We start from the raw sequence: 15,691 nt of genomic DNA, 5'->3' as shown, positions 1-15,691 counted from the left end.
TCGCGATGATCGCGGTTGTCTAAGACTGCGAACCTCGGAGACCTCAGGATGGGTGACGATACGACGCTGGGCACTGTTGTGCTCGGTTTGGAGGGCTTCGCGCTGCGCGAAGCGACGCTGGTGGACGGCGAGGTGTGCCTGGCGGTGGAGACCGTGGGCCGTCGGCCCGGCTGTCCGGACTGTGGGGTGGTCGCGACCGCGCGTGACCGGCGGACCGTGCAGGTCCGGGATCTGGCGATCGGCGGCAGGCCGTGCCGGCTGGTGTGGTCCAAGCGGATCTGGCGCTGCCGCGAGCCGTTGTGTCCCACCGCGACGTGGACCGAGCGGCGCGACGACGTCGCCCGGCCCCGGCATGGGATGACGGAGCGGGCCAGGACGGAGGTGTGCCGGCAGGTCGGCAAGCTCGGCCGACCGGTCGCCCAGCTGGCCGGCGAGTACGGGGTGGGCTGGCAGTCGGCGATGCACGCCGTGACCGACCACGGCGTCCCGATGATCGATGATCCGGCCCGCACCGCCGGGGTGTCGTCGTTGGGGGTCGACGAGACGTCGTTCCTCAAGGCGTCCTACCTGCGCAAGCGACGAACGACGTTCGTGACCGGCTTGGTCGACCTCAACCGGTCCAGGCTGCTGGACATCGTCCCGGGCAGGGCCGGATCGGCAGTCACCGACTGGCTCGAGGGCCGGGACGAGCCGTGGCTGTCGGCGGTGGAGCGGGTAGCGCTGGACCCCCACCGCGGCTACTTCAATGCCCTGGTCGGGGGCCTGGACGCACCCACCGTCGTCGTCGACGCCTTTCATGTGATCAAGTTGGCCAACACCGTCGTGGACGAGGTCCGCCGCCGCGTCCAGCAGGAACAGACCGGCCACCGCGGCCACGCCGGCGACCCGCTCTACGGGATCCGCCGGATCCTGCTCACCGGTGCCGAACGGCTCAACGACAAGGGCCAGGCCCGGATCGCCGCGGGCCTGGCGGCTGGTGATCCCGACGCCGAGGTCTGGTACGCCCACATGATCAAGGAACAACTCCGCTCGGTCTATCGGGCCGATGGGCTGGGCCAGGCCACCGAGCGTCTGGAGGCGTTCTTCGACGACGTCGCCGCCGTGGCGATCCCCGAGATCCGCAGGCTCGGCAAGACGATCCGGCGTTGGCGGACCGAGGTGCTGACCTACTTCGAAACCGACGGGCTGTCCAACGGCAGGACCGAGGCGATCAACGGTCTGGTGAAACGGATCAAGCGGATCGGCCACGGCTTCCGGAACATCGACAACTACAGGATCCGCCTGCTGCTGTTCTGCGGCGGCGTGAACTGGCAGGATCACCCCACCGCGCACATCAGACGACGCTCACCACGCTTGATCGCGTAGGGCCACTAAAGCGGCTCTTCCTCCCTGAGCGTGGCGGCGGGGGTCGTCGAGCCTGACGTGTAGGTCCCTGGGGTCCCGCTTGGATCGCGGTTGTTCGAAGACTGCGATCAGAAGGACCCCAGGGATGGCCGACGATACGGCGCTGGGCACTGTTGTGCTCGGCTTGGAAGGCTTCGTGCTGCTCGAAGCCAGGGAGGTGGACGGCGAGGTCGAGCTCGCCGTTGAGACAATGGCGGTGACCACCGGCTGCCCGGAGTGCGGGGTGGTCGCGCGTGCGCACGGCCGCCGCGCCACCGTGGTGCGTGACGTAGCGATGGGCGGTCGGCCGTGCCGGTTGGCGTGGTCCAAGCGGCTGTGGCGTTGCGAGGAACAGTTGTGCCCGAAGCGGACGTGGACCGAGCGACGCGATGACGCGGCCCTGCCGCGGGCGGTGCTGACCGAGCGGGCCCGCGCCCACGTGTGTGTCCAAGTGGGCCGTCATGGCCGGCCGGTTGCCCAGCTGGCCCGCGAGTTCGGCACCGGCTGGAACACCGCGATGGCCGCGGTCCGCGACCACGGCCTGCCGCTGACCGAGGACCCGGCACGCACCGCTGGGGTGGCCTCGTTGGGGGTGGATGAGACCAGCTTCCAAGCGGCCGGGCCCAGGCGGCGGACGACGTTCGTGACCGGGCTGGTCGACCTCGACACCGGCCGGCTGCTGGACGTGGTCGACGGCCGTGCCGGCACGTCGGTGGCCGGCTGGCTGCAGCAGCGTGGTGACGGCTGGCTCTCGGCGGTCAGGCGGGTCGCCCTGGATCCGCACCGCGGCTACCTCAACGCGTTGCTGGAAGGGCTGGACGCGCCCACCGCCGTCGTCGACGCCTTCCACGTGATCAAGCTGGCCAACACCGTGGTCGACGAGGTCCGCCGTCGTGTCCAACAAGACGAGATGGGCCACCGCGGCCACAAGGGCGATCCGCTGTACGGCATCCGGCGCACCCTGCTCGTCGGTACAGAACGGCTCACCGACAAGGGCAAGGCGCGGCTGGAAGCCGCGCTGGTCGCGGGCGACCCCGACTGCGAGGTCTGGTACGCCCACCACGTCAAGGAGCTGCTCCGCAGGGTGTACCGCGCCGATGCTCACGACGAGGCCGCAGACCGACTCGAGGAGTTCCACGAGGCCTGCCAGTTCGTGGAGATCCCCGAGATCCGACGACTCGCCCGCACCCTGCGCCACTGGCACCATCAACTGCTCGCCTACTGGCGATGCGACGGCCTCTCCAACGGCAAGACCGAGGCCATCAACGCGCTCATCAAGCGCATCAAGCGCGTCGGCCACGGCTTTCGCAACCTCGCCAACTACCGCCTCCGGCTCCTGCTGTTCTGCGGCAAGCCCGCATGGCAGGATCAACCTGCCGCGAGACTGCGAGGCCCTCGCCACGCTTCGTGAGGAAGACCCACTAAAGCTCCCGTGACACACGAACGCCTGAGCAACAGGCGCCTGTGCGGCTGCGCTGCCCCCGCCGCTACATAGCGGCAGGCACCCTGCAGCCTCTGCTCGCCCGCCCCCCGATTCGCTACCTTCATCCGACTAAATCAAGCGCTTGGGGCACCCGATAGAACTCCATCAACGGAGGCGTCGGACAGTGCAGCGGGTGAGGTAGTCGTGGAGCGCTGACTCCGGGATTCGGATGGTGCGTCGGCCGAGGCGTAGGTGGTCGAGGTCGCGCACCTGGATGAGCCGGTGGACCGTGGCGGTGCTGATGCTGAGGCGGTCGGCGACCTCGCGGATCGACAGGAGCGTGTCGAGAGTGTTTGTGGTCTCGGTGGTGCTCACGACAACTCCTGGGTGTCGGTGGCGAATGCAGTGTCGGACAGCGCACGGCGTGCGTTCACTTGCGCGGCGAGGTGGTCGGCGAAATCGGCTGCCCTGTCATGGATGGGCAGGTCGGGCCGAACCGGGGGCGGGGGTTCCCCGGGCCATGGGGTCTGGCGCGTCGGTCGGTCACGGTCCAGGCGGGACCCGGACGCGGCGGTCCAGTCGCGGAGCCGGGCGATGGCGTCGACGAGGTCGCGGTGCCAACCGTGGGGGGCGCTGCCGTGCCCGCCTGGGTCGTAGGCGCTCTGCCAGTGGATGTGGAGGGCGGACAGCTCCCACTGCAGTTCGGGGTGGCGGTGCCACAGCGGCGGGACGACGGTGGCTGGAAGTCCGTAGGTGCTGCGGAGCCAGGTGACCCAGCGGTCCAGCTGCATCCAGGCGTCATGGAGCTCGTCGGCATCGAGGGCGTCCCAGTTGACGGGCCGCACCTGCTGCTCGTCGTCGTCCCACAGGTCGGCGAAGGCGTCCAGGTCGTCGATGTCGTTCTCGGCTGGCATCAGGTCCTCCTCGTCACAGGGAAGGTGTGCGGCCGCTCCCCCGCCTCTCCCGGGTGGGGCAGGTCTCGTCGGGCGGTCCAGGGCCTGAGGTGGGCGATGATGGGTGGTGCGGTGCGGAGCAGGACCAGGCCGGTGCCGAACGGCATCGTGCGTATGGCATCGACGGGCATGGTCGGCAGCCGCCGTGTGGTGGTCTGGGTGCTGCGACGGCCGTGGTGGTCGTGGCTGCGGGTCTGGTGGGGTTCGTCGCGGTCGCCGATGAGCGTGGCGAGGTCGGTGAGGTCGCGGCTATTGGAGGCGCCGCCCAGGATCACCTTCACGATGCTGGCATCCCAGATGGCGGTGGCGGCGTGCTCGCCCCAGCGAGCGCGCGCTTGGGCGAGGGACTGCAGGACGGGCATGGTCGTGATGCCGGTCCCGCCGCCGTCGGCCATCAAGGTCGGCAGCGACGGCAGTGGTGCGAGGTTGCCAATCTCATCGAGTGCGAGCAACAGGGGCGGGTCGAGGCGCGACCCGGGTGATCGTGCGGCCTGGCGTCGGGCGGTCTCCACGACGTCCTCGACGAACGCAGCAATCAGGCTTGCCGACGCGGTGGCGCCGCTGCCGGTGGCGAGGAGGTGGAGAGTGCCGTGGCTGCGGAGGAACTCCTCGGGGTCGAAGGCGTCGCCCGGGTCGGGGGTGACGGCGTCCAGGACGGTGGGGTTGGCGAGGGCGGACAGTGACAGCGCGACGCCGTGCCAGACGGCGTCGCGAGTTCGGGGGTCGGCGTCGACGACGGCCTGCAGTGATTCCGCCCACCCGTCGGCCGCCTCGGGATCGCTCTGAAGGATCCTGACGGCGTCGGCGGCGGCAGTGGGGCTCTGGGTCCAGCGGTGCAGTGTGGTGGGTGGTTGGTCGTCGAGGGCGGCGGCGTGCAGGAGTGCCTGCAGGACGGTGCGAGTCTTTCCCTCCCAGAAGCTGCCGTTGTCGACTCCTCCACCGGTGAGGCCCGTGCCGGCGGCGAGTCCGGCAGCGCGGACCATGGCGGTCTGGGGGTCGGTGCAGCCCCGGACTGGGGACCACCGGAGCCCCGCGGCCAGGTCGGGCATCATTCGTTGCGGGTCGAACACTGCGACGGGACCGCGGGCCCGGCAGGCGGCGAGGGTGGCGTGGAGGTTGTCGGGACGCGTGCTGGTGGCCACGACCGGGCCGGGGGCGTCGAGGATGGCGTTGATGACGACGTGCAGGCCCTTGCCGGATCGTGGGGGGCCGAGCAGGAGGATGGAGTCCTCCACAGTCGCCCACACCCCTTGACCGTGGGCGTGACCGAGCAGGTAGCCGACGTCAGCCGCCTCTGGGTCGGCAAGCGACGGGCGGAGCGTGCGGGCGCGTCGTCGGAGGGCCCTGGCGGACGCCGCCCGGCGGACGTCTGCGCGGGTGGCGGTGCCCGGTCGGCGCCACACCGCCCTGCGATGGTCAGTCACGGCGCGGCGCACCCCAAGGGTGGCGGCGGCAAGGGCTGCGAGCAGGAGGGCGGCGGTGGCCCAGTACAGGGCGGGGTGGAGACCGTCGATGCCGACCACTTCTCCTGGGTCGGTTGGGCGCAGCAGGACCCCCAAACCCTGGGCTGGACTCGTGGTCGGGCCCGGGAGGCCCGTGACGCGAGCCGCGATCCATGCTGAGATGTGCAGTACGTGGCTAGCGAGGACGACCCCGGCGATTCCGGCAAGGGCGACGTCGGCGCTGCGGTCACCCACGGGCATGCGGCGCGGGACAGGTGTGGCCGGACTGCTCGCCGAGCAGGACCAGGCGTCTGCCGCCGCCGCGTCGTGGGGGTTTGAGCAGCGGCGGCATGCCGGTGGGGCTGGCCGGGCCGCTCCGGAGGATGCTGGCGAGGTGGACGGTCTCGTGGGGCTCGAACGGTCCCGCAGAGGGAGGGGGCGGCTGGTCGCGGGGCCAGATGACGTCGGTGTGGACGGTCCCGGTCAGCTCGTGGATCGAGACGTCAACGGGCTGGCGTCCCCGGTCGCTCAGCGTGGACAGGAACAGGCCCAGCCCGCCGAGTGGGACGGGCCGGGGGGTCTGTCGGCCGTCGATGGTGACGTCAGCGAGTTCCGAGCCGTCGGGGCGGGGGTGGACGTCGACCCGTCGCATGGCGTCTGCGGCAGTCACGTCGCGTGCATCCGGGTGGTGGTGTCGAACAGGTCGGCTTCGGCGGGGTGGAGTTGGTGCTGGACGAGGTAGGACCGGTCGGCGATGCGCCACAATCCCTGACCTGTGGCCAGCTTGGGGAGGAGGTCCTGTTCGGTGCGGGTGAGCCCGAGTGCGGAGGCGGTGGGGCCGAGCTGGTCGTGGTGCTGCCGGTAGATGATGCGGGTCTCGGTGTTGGCCAGCAGGGATGTGGCCAGTGCCCGCATGGCGCTGCCGTGGTCACCGACGGTGTCGAGGTCGGTGAGCTTGTGGAACACCAGCATGTTGGCGATGCCGAGGTGCCGGGCGAGCCGCCACTGCGCGTCCATGCGTCGCAGCAGCGGCGGGTGGGACATCAGCCGCCATGCCTCGTCGTAGATGACCCAGCGGCGGCCGCCGTCGGGGTCGGCCAGGGCGGATTCCATCCAGGCGCTGCCGCAGGTCATGAGGACCGACAGGAGGGTGGCGTTTCCCTGCACCCGGGAGAGGTCCAGCGACAGCATGGGCAGGGTCGGGTCGAATGCCTCGGTGGAGGGGCCATCGAAGAGACCCTGTAAGTCGCCGGCGACCAGTCGGCGCAGGGCGTGGCCGACGAGGCGGCCGTCCTCGGCCAGCCGCTGGTCGTCGGTGTCGGGGGCGAGGATCCGGTCGACGACGTGGGGCAGCGTCGGGGTGCCGGCGTGGTGGACAGCCGCAGCCAGGGCGTGATCGACGGCAGTGTGCTCAAGTGGGGTGAGGGGACGGGCGAGGACGGTTTCGGCGAGGGCGCCGAGGAGGTCCCTGCGGCGGGCGGTCACGGTGGCGGCCCACTCGATGTCGGTGGTGCCGGTGGGCCGGTGGCCGTCATCGAGGGGATTGAGGCGGGCAGGCAGGCCGGGGCCCAGGGTGATGGCCCTCCCGCCGACGGCCCGGGCGACCGGGGTGTGCTCTCCCTTGGGATCGCCGGGGACGTAGACACGGACGCCGAAGGCCATCGAGCGGGTGTACAGCGACTTGGCGAGGGCGGACTTGCCGGCCCCGACGATGCCGGCGAGCACGACGTTGGGGGCGGTGATGATGCCCCGGCGGTACAGCACCCAAGGGTCGTAGACGAATCCGCCGCCGGAGTGGACGTCCTGGCCGACGAGGACACCGTCGGGGCCGAGGCCGCCCTCGGCGAGGAACGGGTAGGCACCGGCGAGGGTGGCGGTGGTGTCACGGTGAGATGGCACCCGGCCGATGCGACCGGAAAGGCCCGAGGTCGGTCGGCCCCGAGCAGGGGCGGCCGGACGCGTCTGCGTGCGGGGCAGCCGCGGTGGGCGTCGACGGGGCGGCCCGTCAAGGTGTCCAGCGAGGTCTCGCGGGTAGGTGGTGCGGTGCATGGCAACTCCTCGGAGATGACGGCGCGTCAGACGTGGCGGCACAGGGGCAGGGCGGCGGCGGCGAACGCGCGAGCCTGCTGGCCGACGAGTCGGCGGGTCTCACACGACGCCTGGATGGCGGCCTGCTCGATGTCGGCGACGGCGGCGTCGAGGGTGTCGCGGGTGGGGGCGGAGACGGCGAGCAGGCCGGTGTAGCGGACCAGCGCGTGTCCGGCGGCAAGGTCGGCTTCCTGCTGGAGGACGTCGTGGTACTCCGCGGTGTCGCGGACGTCGGTGACCTGGCCGAGGCGGGTCCGTTGGGCGGTGTCGGCGAGGTGCTCGGTCTTGCGCCGTCGGACCTCCCGGGTCGCCCGGTCGGTCGGCACGGGCTGGCAGACCAGTGAGAAGGCCCGGCGGACGCCGCCGGAGAGGACCAGTGGGGCGAGGAACCCCGGGTGGACTGCGGTGCGTGGCCACTCGCTGATCCACAGGACGGCGTGCCAGGCGGAGTCGGCCCGTAGGGTGTCCCAGTCCTCGACCATGGCCATGGGGCCGGCGTCTGCCAGCCGGCCGTTGCCGGCATGGTCGATGCCACCGGCCAGGTGCGGGTCGTAGGCAGTGCGGACCAGCCCCGTGAGGTCCTCGGAGCCGAGCCACTGGACGGGGGCAAGGTCAGCGGTGGCGAGTGCCCGACCCAAGGCGGTCATGTCGCGGTGAAGGACCCGCGCGGCGCCGGCCAGTCCCCCACCGGCGGCACGGACCTGGCTGGCGGCCTGCCGCAGGTCCAGGGCCAGGGAGATGGTGGTGAGGTGCCGCTCGCCGGTCGGGCCGGCCGCGGCGAGGAGTTCCCGGTAGGTCCCCGCGACCCAGGACCCATCGTCGATGCCATGGCGGGCCCACCAGTCAGCGAGGCCCTCACCGTGGTCTGGGAGGGTTTGTTCGAGGACCTGGATGCGGGCAATGCCGGTGGACCGAGCTGCGCCGGCCAGGACCCGTCCCCAGCCATGGACACGGCGCTGCTGGTCGGCGGGATCCTGCAGCACGAACGCCCGGTGGCTGACCCGGGCGACAGCGACCAGCAAGTGGCTGGCCGGGTCATGGACCAGCACGGCGCCGCTGTCGGGGTCGACCATGGTGTCGAGCGGCGAGGGGTCACCCGGCAGATGCAGCCGCCCGGTGGGTCGGGGTCGGAGGACCGAAGTCGTGTGGGTCGTCCGGCCGCTGGCCCGACGCCACGTCCAGGCCATCCAGCGAGGGAGCCATTCGGCGAGTGGCCGGCCGTCACGTCGGAGGAGGGCGAGCAGGATCGCCCCGCCCCACAGCGGTGCGGTCCATGTCGCCCCCGCCGCGTCGCCGGTGACGAGGCCGCCCACGAGGACGACGAGGCCGGCCCCAAGGGTCGCCACCTGTCCGGCCGACAGGCCGAGCAGCATCCCGCGTCTGGCCAGCCGTGAGAACGTCACCGCGTCGGGCTGGCCGTCCTGGGGGTCGGTGGTCATGGGCGACCCATCTCGCTGGATGGCGCGTGGCCGGACGGTGAGGCGGTGTGCCCGGCGGCTCGTCCCGGGGCACCTGGAGACCCGCCGTGTTGGCCCGCCCCGCTTGTGGCCATCGTCCGGGAGGCGGTCGTCGACACGAGGGCCGGGGCAGCCGCCACAGCGGCCGCGGCCGGTGCGGCTGGTCCGGCAGCGGCTGGCCGCATGACCTTTGCGACTCCGGCCCGCATGATCGGTGCCGCCGGGACCGCCCGACGGACCGCGGTGCTGGTCTCGCGTTCGGATGCCACGAGCTGGTGGACGTCGAAACCGGCGAAGGCGATGAACCGGTGAGTCATGGCCGGAGCGAACGCGGCGAGGAACAGCAGCACGATACCGGCCAGCGGATCGGCAATTGTCCCCGACTCGCCGTCAGCGGTGGGGGTCACCGCGACCGTGCCGATGAGGAAGATGAGGACGACCACGAACTTGGAGACGACCAGCGCCACCACAAATGAGGCCCACCGTGCCGCCCAGGCCCGTGTGGGCTGCCAGGACCAGCCGGCCAGCGCGATGGGGGCCAGCGCGACGGTGACCAGCAGCAAGGAGGTGCGGACTAGCATCGAGCCCCACACCATCAGGGCGCCGAGGATGGCCAGCCCGGCCAGCGCCATGGTGACGACGGCGCCGGGGCCCGGTGACGACAGCGACAGGACCGACAGGCGGGTCACGAGCGTGGCGATGCGGCCGCCGAGCTGTTCCATGGTGGTGCCGGCCGCGGTGACCAGGGCGCGGGACAGCTGGTCGGTCGCCTCCAGCAGCAGCGTGGTCAGGGCGATGGCGACGAAGGACCCGACCACGGACTTGGCCAGCCCGGTGACGGCCTGGGCGAACGCGCGGGGTTCGCGGCGGACCAGGCCGCGGAGCAACTGCAGGGTGAACAGCAGGAGCATCAGGAACACCGCGACGCCGAAGACGGTGTTGTAGACCTCGACGTAGGCAGGGCTGGACAGGTTCACGATCGTCGTGGCGTCGATGACCTCCCAGACCGACTCGACCATCCATCCGGCGGCCTGGCCCATGCTCACGGCCAGCCACTCGAAGGGGGCGGCGACCAGGGCACCGGCGGCACCGCCGGCGACCTCGCAGGCTGCGGAGAGGACCGGCAGGTCGCATGGCGCCATCAGGACACGCCCTGCCCGACGGTCCAGAAGAAGTTGACCAGCGTGACCGCGGCCCCGCAGATGGCCGCCGAGCCGCAGGCGGCCAGCACACCGACCTTGCCCCGTCCGGCGAGGTGCGGGTTGGCCGATTGGGCCCCGAAGCCCCAGACGACCGCGGACACGAGCAGGGCGAGGACGGACAGGACAAGTCCGAAGCTCATGACGGCTCCGACGATGCTGCGCAGCGCGGCGATCCCCGGCAGGCCCGTGTTGTTGGGGGTGATCGACACCTGTGCCAGCACCACCAGTCCCCGGCCGGTCACAGCGACCCTCCAGTGTCGAGCAAGGTGTTGAGCCAGCCGACGCCGCAGCCGGCCAGGGTCGCGGCGGCGGCAGCGCTCCACAGCCCGGCGCGGGCCCGGCCGGCAATGCGCACGTCGCCGGTGGCGGTAGCCATTGCCAGGGCGGCTGCGGATCCGACGAGCACGGCGACAGCGAGGAGCAGCACGATGCCGAGCAGTGCGCCGATGACGTCGGGCAGGCTGCCGGCGTGGTGGATGATGGACAGGTCCGGGGCGACGCTGGTCGCCAGCGCGGGGGGTGGGGTGGCCATGTGCCCTCCGTGGGTCGGGGTCATCCCGCAGGTATGCACTCCTGCCCTGCCGTCAGCGGCTGAGGCTCACGTGGACGTGGTCGAGGTGGCCGCCGGTGGGCGACGTCGGGTCGTGGATACCGCCGCCGTTGTAGGGCCGCCAGCCGTCCTCGTCCCGGTCGGTGTTCCAGATCAGTGCCTGCCAGATGACGTACTGGACGTCGAGCTGGTGGGCGTGGTCGCGGAGCCAGCGTGCGAGCCGCCATCCCTCCTCGCGCTGGGCGGTTGTGGGCACCTGCCCGATGGCGTTGCCGAACGTCACGTCGCACGCCCGACCGCGGGGGTGGTCGGAGTCGGTGCCCGGTCGCGGCGACCAGCAGGTCCAGTGACTGTCGGGGAAAGCCGTCCGGCCGGCCGTGACCAGTACGGCGGTGGCCGGGGTGACGAACCCACCGGTGCCGGTCGGGTCGGCGACGACATCGCCCTGCACGGGCAGCGCACAGGACGTACCCGCCGGGGCGAGGTCGGGGCTCGGGGACGCGGTGGGATCGGGCTCCGGTGAGGTGGGTGGCGACGTCGCTGCGTCGGCCGGCCCGCAGATTCCCTGCGCTGCAGGGCCGGCGACGAGGGTGGCCAGTCCCAGAGGGGCGAGCAGAGCAACCAGGGCGGCGATCGCGGCCGCGATCCCGAGTGCCCACGTGGAAGGGTGAGGGTGTCGGTCGGAGAGGGAGCGGCGCATCATCAACGAGGTGCGTCCAGCCGGTCCCAACAGTTCTGACCGGTCAGGCGGCGTCGGTCGCGGCCCGTCGCGCCGCCTCTGCTGCGTCGACGAACGACGTCGTCGCCTCGGCGAGGTGAGTGAGCGAGTGCCACTGTTCCTCACCCAGGGCCGGTCCGACAAGCATCGGGTCGTGGGCCCCCACCCACGCGGTCAGGTCCTCCAGGCCCAGCAGGAAGCGTCGCACCTGCGGTTGCGGTCGCCTGCTGGGCACTGTCGACGCGTCCGCCTCGCCGACGGCGGACGGGGCGACGAGTCGCATGACGCGCCGGTACGCGCCGTTGACCTTCCCGGTCTGGTCGACCTCGCGGAGCGCGTCGGCGGCGAGCCGTCGGACCTCCTCGTCGTCGACCTCCTGCGCCAGTTGCTGCAGCCGGCCCACCTGCTCGAGGCGGGTGTAGGAGCGGCGACCCGTCACCAGTTGGGCGGCCCGCGCCCGGCTGTCTCCCGTCCCGGTGAGGGTGGCCGCCGATTCGGCGGCACCGGTATCGCCCTGGGTGCCGACCCGGGTCCGGACCTGCCGTCGGGCGGCGTCCTCGGCGAGGAGGGCCTTGAGCTCCCGGTACAGGTCGGCGGCCTCGGTGGGGGCCAGGGGTTGGCGCATGGTGTTCTCGTGCTGCTCGGCGAGCAGCTGCTGCAGCGGCGTCGACATGCCCGCCCGCACCCAGACGTTCACGGTCCGCCAGCCCAACAGCGTGACGGCTGCCAGCCGCCGTGCCCCGCAGACCAGCAGGCCGCCCGGAGTGATGGTAATGGGTTGCAGCAGGCCGACGGTGGCGATGGACTCAGCCAGCGCGTCGAGGTCCCCGAGGTCCCGGCGCTGGCGGTGCCCGACGTGGATGGAGGCGACCGCCCGGTCCATCTCCACCAGGTTGTCCCGCCCGGTCACGACGATCCCTCCCCCGTGGAGGGGCGAGGGACGGACCGGGTGATAAGGCCAACGAGACCCTCGTCGGCCAGGGCGTCGTGGGCACCGTCGCCGGCCAGCAGACGCGCGAGGAGCCCGTGGCGGAGCATCCCGGTGCTGGAGGGGTGGCCGAGCAGGACGCGGAGCAGTCCGATCCAGCTGTCGTGTGGCAGGTCCAGCCGAGCCCGGATGGCCTTGTCGCGGCGCAGGCACTCATACGTCGCGGGTCGGTTGCCGATGTCGGCGAGGCGGCTGCAGACGAACTCCACGCCGTCACCGGCCATCCGGGGTGGCCATCCCAGAGCGATGAGCAGCAGGATGCTGTCGGCCAGCGCCCGGCTGACGTCGTTCGCCCGCTCCGCGGCGTCGGTGTCGTGTGGGCCAGGGACCACCAGTGCCGGGTGGTGATCGGGCAACCGGTGCAGGTCCTCGCCCATGCGGCGGACGTCGTGGCCCTCGTCGTAGCCGGCACGGCGCGCACGTGCGGTGGACACCAGCAGCCCGTTGGCGCGGTGCTCCGCCGCCAGGGTGCACCGCACGGCCGTCGTCACCACCGCCCAGGGATCGCGTGCCCCCCGCGTCGACGAGTTGCGCATCGCCTCGAACGCCGCCACGGCCGCGTCGCCCGGGTCGGCGCCGTACCTGGCGGTCAGCGGCGCGTATCGGTCGATGGTGAATTCCATCAGTGCATCCACGTCGGCGTCGCCCTGCCAGGCACCGGCCCCGGTGCTGTGCAGCCGGTCAAGCAGTGCACGAAGGCCCTCCCCCGTCGTGAAGTCGTGGTCGGCGAGTGGTGCGGGCGGGTGGTCCTCGTCGCGGTCAGCACATGCGGCCATGGGCGCCCCACCCCTTCCGGTCCAGTTCGACCAGGGCGTGGAATCGCCGGTGCCCGACCGGGTGCCCGGCAAGCGCGTTGACGACCCGCAGCCAGCCAGCGTGCTGGGCCTCCTCGACCGTCGCGAGGTGGGCGGTCACGTCGACGTGGCGGTGCACCCGCTTGCCGACCAACAGCGCAAGGAAGCTGCGTGGCGGGCCATCGCAGATCGCGGCGGCCCACCGGTCGGCGGTGTACTCCTGCGTGCGGACCAGCCAACGGTCCAGTCCGATCAGCTTGGGGAGGGGGCGGATGGCCAGCCGCCACAGCGCCGTGTGACCGGCCGCGATGTGGCCGAGCTCGTGGGCCAGCGCGAACCTGACGACATCCCAGTCGCCAACCTCGTAGGCGATGTCGACCAAGTCGCTGGACAGCACCACATACCCGCGGCGGAGGGTGCACTTGGCCGCCATGGCGTTGACCAGGCCGTGGCCGTTGACGACCATCAGGCGGGGACGCCGGCGCAGGCCCATCCGGTCGGTGAGGGTGACGAGCATCCCGTGCAGTTCGGGGAGTTGCGTGGGGCTGGTCTCCACTCCCCTGGCCAGCAGGGACCAGAACATGACGCGGATCGCCACGGCGGCGGCCACGAGCGGGATGGCGAGTCCGACAAGCGCGATCGTCGCCGGTTCGGGGACATCGGTACGTCCGAGGAGGGCGACGACGGCCACGCCGGCGCCGCCGATGGTGAGGGCGGAGCACAGGACGAGGACGGGGACCTCCGCGCGGTGGCGGAGGGTCGAGGCGTTCGGTCTGGCGGGAGGCCGGGGACCGGCCCCCGGGACGGGTGGGGTGGGCGTGGCCTGGGTGTCGAGGGCGTTCATGTCCGGTTGGACGGGACGACCCCGCCCGTTGTGTCAAAACCTGGCGGGGCGATCGCCACGGACCACACGGCGGTCGACACCTGCGACAGGCCGGCGGCGTCCGGCGGCTCATGGGCTGTCCTCGCGGAACCAGCGGCCGACGGTGGAGGGGTGGACGCGGAGGTGGCGAGCGATGCGACGGTTGGACCATCCGTCGGCCCGCCGCGCCTGCGCCTCGGCCATCCGGTCGTCGCGGGACCGTCCGGGATCCGCCCCGGCCGCTGGGGTGTCCTCGTCGGAGGTCAGGTGGGACTGTTCGTCGGCTCGGAGTGGTGGCGCGGCCACCTGGGTGGTCAGCACGACGGTGAGGTGGGTGATGGCCAGGAGGACCAGCGGGGGGACGGCGGAGATGGTTGCGGCCATCCAGCTGGCCAGGCTGGCGTCGCTGGCGACGACGGCATGGATGGCGTTGCCGGTGACCGACAGGCCGGCACCCACCACAAGGAGCGTCCAGGGGTACCAGGTGGCCCGCCGGCCCTGCGGGGCGAGGGCCATGACCGACAGGGTGGCGACGAGGATGATGCCGTCCACGATCAGCGGCCAGACCCATGCCTGGTTGCCCGGGATGCCGGCACGGGTCGCGAGGTCTGCCAGTGCGGTGAAGGACAGCCAGAAGGCGCCGAGGGCGATCAGGACGGTGCCCGCGACTGCGGTGCCAGCGACCCACCGCGGGACCGACGCCTGGCCGCGTTCGTCGCGTCCCGTCATCGGCCGATTCCTCGGTCGAGCGGCGGCTGGCGGCGCGTGGGTGTCGGGGTGGTGTGTCGGTAGGCGGAGCGGATCGTCGCGGTGACCTCGCGGCCGGGCAGGCCCGCCTGTGCGGCGGCGTTGCCGAGCAGCTCCTTGGCAACGTCGGGGCCGAGTCCCATTTCGACGTAGCGGCAGGCTGCCCAGAACAGGGCGTTGTTGCGGGTGCCTTCGCTGCGCGTGGACAGCCATGTCGCGATCCCGCGGGCCGATGATGGTCCCGATCGGCGGGGTCCGGTGGTCGTTGGTCTCGGGCGGGGGCGGGGATCGAGGAGGTGGCGGACATCCGATGCATCGAGTGGGGCGGCCGCTCGGCCGGTGGCCACGACGCGGTAGGGGTGCACCCCGCTGGCGGTCTTGACCGTGGAGGGTGGGACGAGGACGTAGCCGCCGGTGCCACGGAAGTCGACGTGGTGTCGCGTCAGGGCCCATGGACGTTGTGGCCGGTCCGGCACCGCCGGGTAGTACAGGTGCAGTCCGTCGTTGGGAGTAGCGACGGCCACGAGGAGTGCCCGGCCGTGCCCGGCGCGGAGCAGTCGCGGCAGGACGTCAAAGCCGTTACCGGACTGGCGCCGGTCGACGTCGAGGACGTCCACCCCTGATCCGCCCGTGGCGATCGCGACGTTTGCGTCGGGCCAGCGTCGCCACCAGCCGGCGAGCTGGTCGGGGGCGCGGGAGGCGTCGGCCAGCCCGTTGGGAGTGAGGGGTCGCTTGGAGCCAGGGACGATCGGCAGGACCTGCAGGCCTGCTGCAGCCAGGGCCAGCGCCGCCTCGGCCGGTCCGCAACGGCTGGCCTGCGTCAGGGCGTCCACAACCCGACGGCCGTCGGTCCCTGTCCGTTCCGCGAGCTCCATGCCACTCCCCCTGCACCACCCATGACGTCCTGCAGTGCAGGTGTGCTTGGCAACCCCCGCCGTGCCGCCCCGTAGCGATTGCGTGAGGGGCGGCACCGACGGCCGGCACACGGAGAAGCCCGACACCCGAGACCCGGGGGCCAGGGCCGGTGGCGGGCCTGAAGCCGTGGGCGGGTCGTCAGGTCCGGGGTGGAAGTCTCGTCGCCGCG

General features: G+C 72.0%; 17 protein-coding genes. 2 read left to right on the top strand and 15 right to left on the bottom strand.

Translation table 11 applies throughout. From position 1 onward, the window contains the following. The first annotated feature begins 48 nt into the window (after positions 1–48). Entirely contained in the window at positions 49–1,365 is a 1,317-nt protein-coding gene (locus DVS28_RS10260) for an ISL3 family transposase (RefSeq protein WP_114591362.1), read from the top strand. A 124-nt stretch (positions 1,366–1,489) separates the two neighbouring features. Further along, entirely contained in the window at positions 1,490–2,794 is a 1,305-nt protein-coding gene (locus DVS28_RS10255; RefSeq protein WP_114591182.1) for an ISL3 family transposase, read from the top strand. 177 nt (positions 2,795–2,971) lie between these two features. Here DVS28_RS10255 and DVS28_RS10250 read toward each other — a convergent pair whose 3' ends face one another. From DVS28_RS10250 to DVS28_RS10180, 15 genes are all read right to left on the bottom strand, one after another. Beyond that, on the bottom strand, positions 2,972–3,181 hold the full coding sequence (locus DVS28_RS10250; protein ID WP_164710360.1) for a helix-turn-helix domain-containing protein: 210 nt from the start codon (positions 3,179–3,181) through the stop codon (positions 2,972–2,974). Continuing rightward, complete coding sequence (locus DVS28_RS10245) at positions 3,178–3,720, bottom strand: hypothetical protein (RefSeq protein WP_114591360.1); 543 nt, start codon at positions 3,718–3,720, stop codon at positions 3,178–3,180. Before DVS28_RS10245 ends, DVS28_RS10250 begins: the two co-directional genes overlap by 4 nt. After that, positions 3,720–5,462 carry a TraM recognition domain-containing protein gene (locus DVS28_RS10240; protein WP_114591359.1) on the bottom strand — a complete coding sequence of 581 codons (1,743 nt, stop codon included), beginning with the start codon at positions 5,460–5,462 and terminating at the stop codon, positions 3,720–3,722. The genes DVS28_RS10245 and DVS28_RS10240 overlap by 1 nt, the downstream gene beginning before the upstream one ends. Next, positions 5,449–5,871, bottom strand: a complete 423-nt coding sequence (locus DVS28_RS10235) for a hypothetical protein (protein ID WP_114591358.1) — start codon at positions 5,869–5,871, stop codon at positions 5,449–5,451. Before DVS28_RS10235 ends, DVS28_RS10240 begins: the two co-directional genes overlap by 14 nt. Next, positions 5,868–7,250: an ATP-binding protein gene (locus DVS28_RS10230; RefSeq protein ID WP_425461044.1), complete on the bottom strand. Its 1,383-nt coding sequence runs from the start codon at positions 7,248–7,250 to the stop codon at positions 5,868–5,870. Before DVS28_RS10230 ends, DVS28_RS10235 begins: the two co-directional genes overlap by 4 nt. Positions 7,251–7,276: 26 nt before the next feature. Then, complete coding sequence (locus tag DVS28_RS10225) at positions 7,277–8,728, bottom strand: SCO6880 family protein (RefSeq protein WP_114591357.1); 1,452 nt, start codon at positions 8,726–8,728, stop codon at positions 7,277–7,279. Next, positions 8,725–9,888: a TrbL/VirB6 family protein gene (locus DVS28_RS10220; protein WP_114591356.1), complete on the bottom strand. Its 1,164-nt coding sequence runs from the start codon at positions 9,886–9,888 to the stop codon at positions 8,725–8,727. Before DVS28_RS10220 ends, DVS28_RS10225 begins: the two co-directional genes overlap by 4 nt. Further along, positions 9,888–10,190 (bottom strand): DUF6112 family protein, encoded by a 303-nt coding sequence (locus DVS28_RS10215; RefSeq protein ID WP_114591355.1) that lies wholly within the window; start codon positions 10,188–10,190, stop codon positions 9,888–9,890. The genes DVS28_RS10220 and DVS28_RS10215 overlap by 1 nt, the downstream gene beginning before the upstream one ends. Next, a complete protein-coding gene (locus tag DVS28_RS10210) occupies positions 10,187–10,480 on the bottom strand; it encodes a DUF6112 family protein (RefSeq protein ID WP_216826534.1) in 294 nt (97 codons plus the stop codon). The genes DVS28_RS10215 and DVS28_RS10210 overlap by 4 nt, the downstream gene beginning before the upstream one ends. A gap of 52 nt (positions 10,481–10,532) precedes the next feature. After that, complete coding sequence (locus DVS28_RS28315; protein ID WP_164710359.1) at positions 10,533–11,201, bottom strand: VldE C-terminal domain-containing protein; 669 nt, start codon at positions 11,199–11,201, stop codon at positions 10,533–10,535. A gap of 40 nt (positions 11,202–11,241) precedes the next feature. Beyond that, on the bottom strand, positions 11,242–12,126 hold the full coding sequence (locus tag DVS28_RS10200; protein WP_114591353.1) for a ParB N-terminal domain-containing protein: 885 nt from the start codon (positions 12,124–12,126) through the stop codon (positions 11,242–11,244). Further along, entirely contained in the window at positions 12,123–12,980 is an 858-nt protein-coding gene (locus DVS28_RS10195) for a hypothetical protein (RefSeq protein WP_114591352.1), read from the bottom strand. Before DVS28_RS10195 ends, DVS28_RS10200 begins: the two co-directional genes overlap by 4 nt. Beyond that, positions 12,964–13,842: a M48 family metallopeptidase gene (locus DVS28_RS10190; protein WP_114591351.1), complete on the bottom strand. Its 879-nt coding sequence runs from the start codon at positions 13,840–13,842 to the stop codon at positions 12,964–12,966. Before DVS28_RS10190 ends, DVS28_RS10195 begins: the two co-directional genes overlap by 17 nt. Before the next feature lie 108 nt (positions 13,843–13,950). Continuing rightward, positions 13,951–14,589, bottom strand: a complete 639-nt coding sequence (locus DVS28_RS10185; protein WP_114591350.1) for a DUF2637 domain-containing protein — start codon at positions 14,587–14,589, stop codon at positions 13,951–13,953. After that, complete coding sequence (locus DVS28_RS10180) at positions 14,586–15,482, bottom strand: bifunctional DNA primase/polymerase (RefSeq protein WP_114591349.1); 897 nt, start codon at positions 15,480–15,482, stop codon at positions 14,586–14,588. The genes DVS28_RS10185 and DVS28_RS10180 overlap by 4 nt, the downstream gene beginning before the upstream one ends. Between the last annotated feature and the right edge of the window lie 209 nt (positions 15,483–15,691).

It is taken from the genome of Euzebya pacifica, from assembly GCF_003344865.1.
Taxonomy (GTDB): Bacteria; Actinomycetota; Nitriliruptoria; order Euzebyales; family Euzebyaceae; genus Euzebya; species Euzebya pacifica.
The sequence above is the reverse complement of the archived record's forward strand: the minus strand, read 5'-3'. Positions and strand labels throughout refer to the sequence as shown.

Excerpts from the sequence above, each read along its gene's own strand:
- DVS28_RS10260 (WP_114591362.1), top strand. The coding sequence starts at position 49 with ATGGGTGACGATACGACGCTGGGCACTGTTGTGCTCGGTTTGGAGGGC.
- DVS28_RS10195 (WP_114591352.1), bottom strand. The coding sequence starts at position 12,980 with ATGGCCGCATGTGCTGACCGCGACGAGGACCACCCGCCCGCACCACTC.
- DVS28_RS28315 (WP_164710359.1), bottom strand. The coding sequence starts at position 11,201 with ATGATGCGCCGCTCCCTCTCCGACCGACACCCTCACCCTTCCACGTGG.
- DVS28_RS10225 (WP_114591357.1), bottom strand. The coding sequence starts at position 8,728 with ATGACCACCGACCCCCAGGACGGCCAGCCCGACGCGGTGACGTTCTCA.
- DVS28_RS10190 (WP_114591351.1), bottom strand. The coding sequence starts at position 13,842 with ATGAACGCCCTCGACACCCAGGCCACGCCCACCCCACCCGTCCCGGGG.
- DVS28_RS10245 (WP_114591360.1), bottom strand. The coding sequence starts at position 3,720 with ATGCCAGCCGAGAACGACATCGACGACCTGGACGCCTTCGCCGACCTG.
- DVS28_RS10255 (WP_114591182.1), top strand. The coding sequence starts at position 1,490 with ATGGCCGACGATACGGCGCTGGGCACTGTTGTGCTCGGCTTGGAAGGC.
- DVS28_RS10230 (WP_425461044.1), bottom strand. The coding sequence starts at position 7,250 with ATGCACCGCACCACCTACCCGCGAGACCTCGCTGGACACCTTGACGGG.
- DVS28_RS10240 (WP_114591359.1), bottom strand. The coding sequence starts at position 5,462 with ATGCCCGTGGGTGACCGCAGCGCCGACGTCGCCCTTGCCGGAATCGCC.
- DVS28_RS10220 (WP_114591356.1), bottom strand. The coding sequence starts at position 9,888 with ATGGCGCCATGCGACCTGCCGGTCCTCTCCGCAGCCTGCGAGGTCGCC.
- DVS28_RS10180 (WP_114591349.1), bottom strand. The coding sequence starts at position 15,482 with ATGGAGCTCGCGGAACGGACAGGGACCGACGGCCGTCGGGTTGTGGAC.
- DVS28_RS10210 (WP_216826534.1), bottom strand. The coding sequence starts at position 10,480 with ATGGCCACCCCACCCCCCGCGCTGGCGACCAGCGTCGCCCCGGACCTG.
- DVS28_RS10185 (WP_114591350.1), bottom strand. The coding sequence starts at position 14,589 with ATGACGGGACGCGACGAACGCGGCCAGGCGTCGGTCCCGCGGTGGGTC.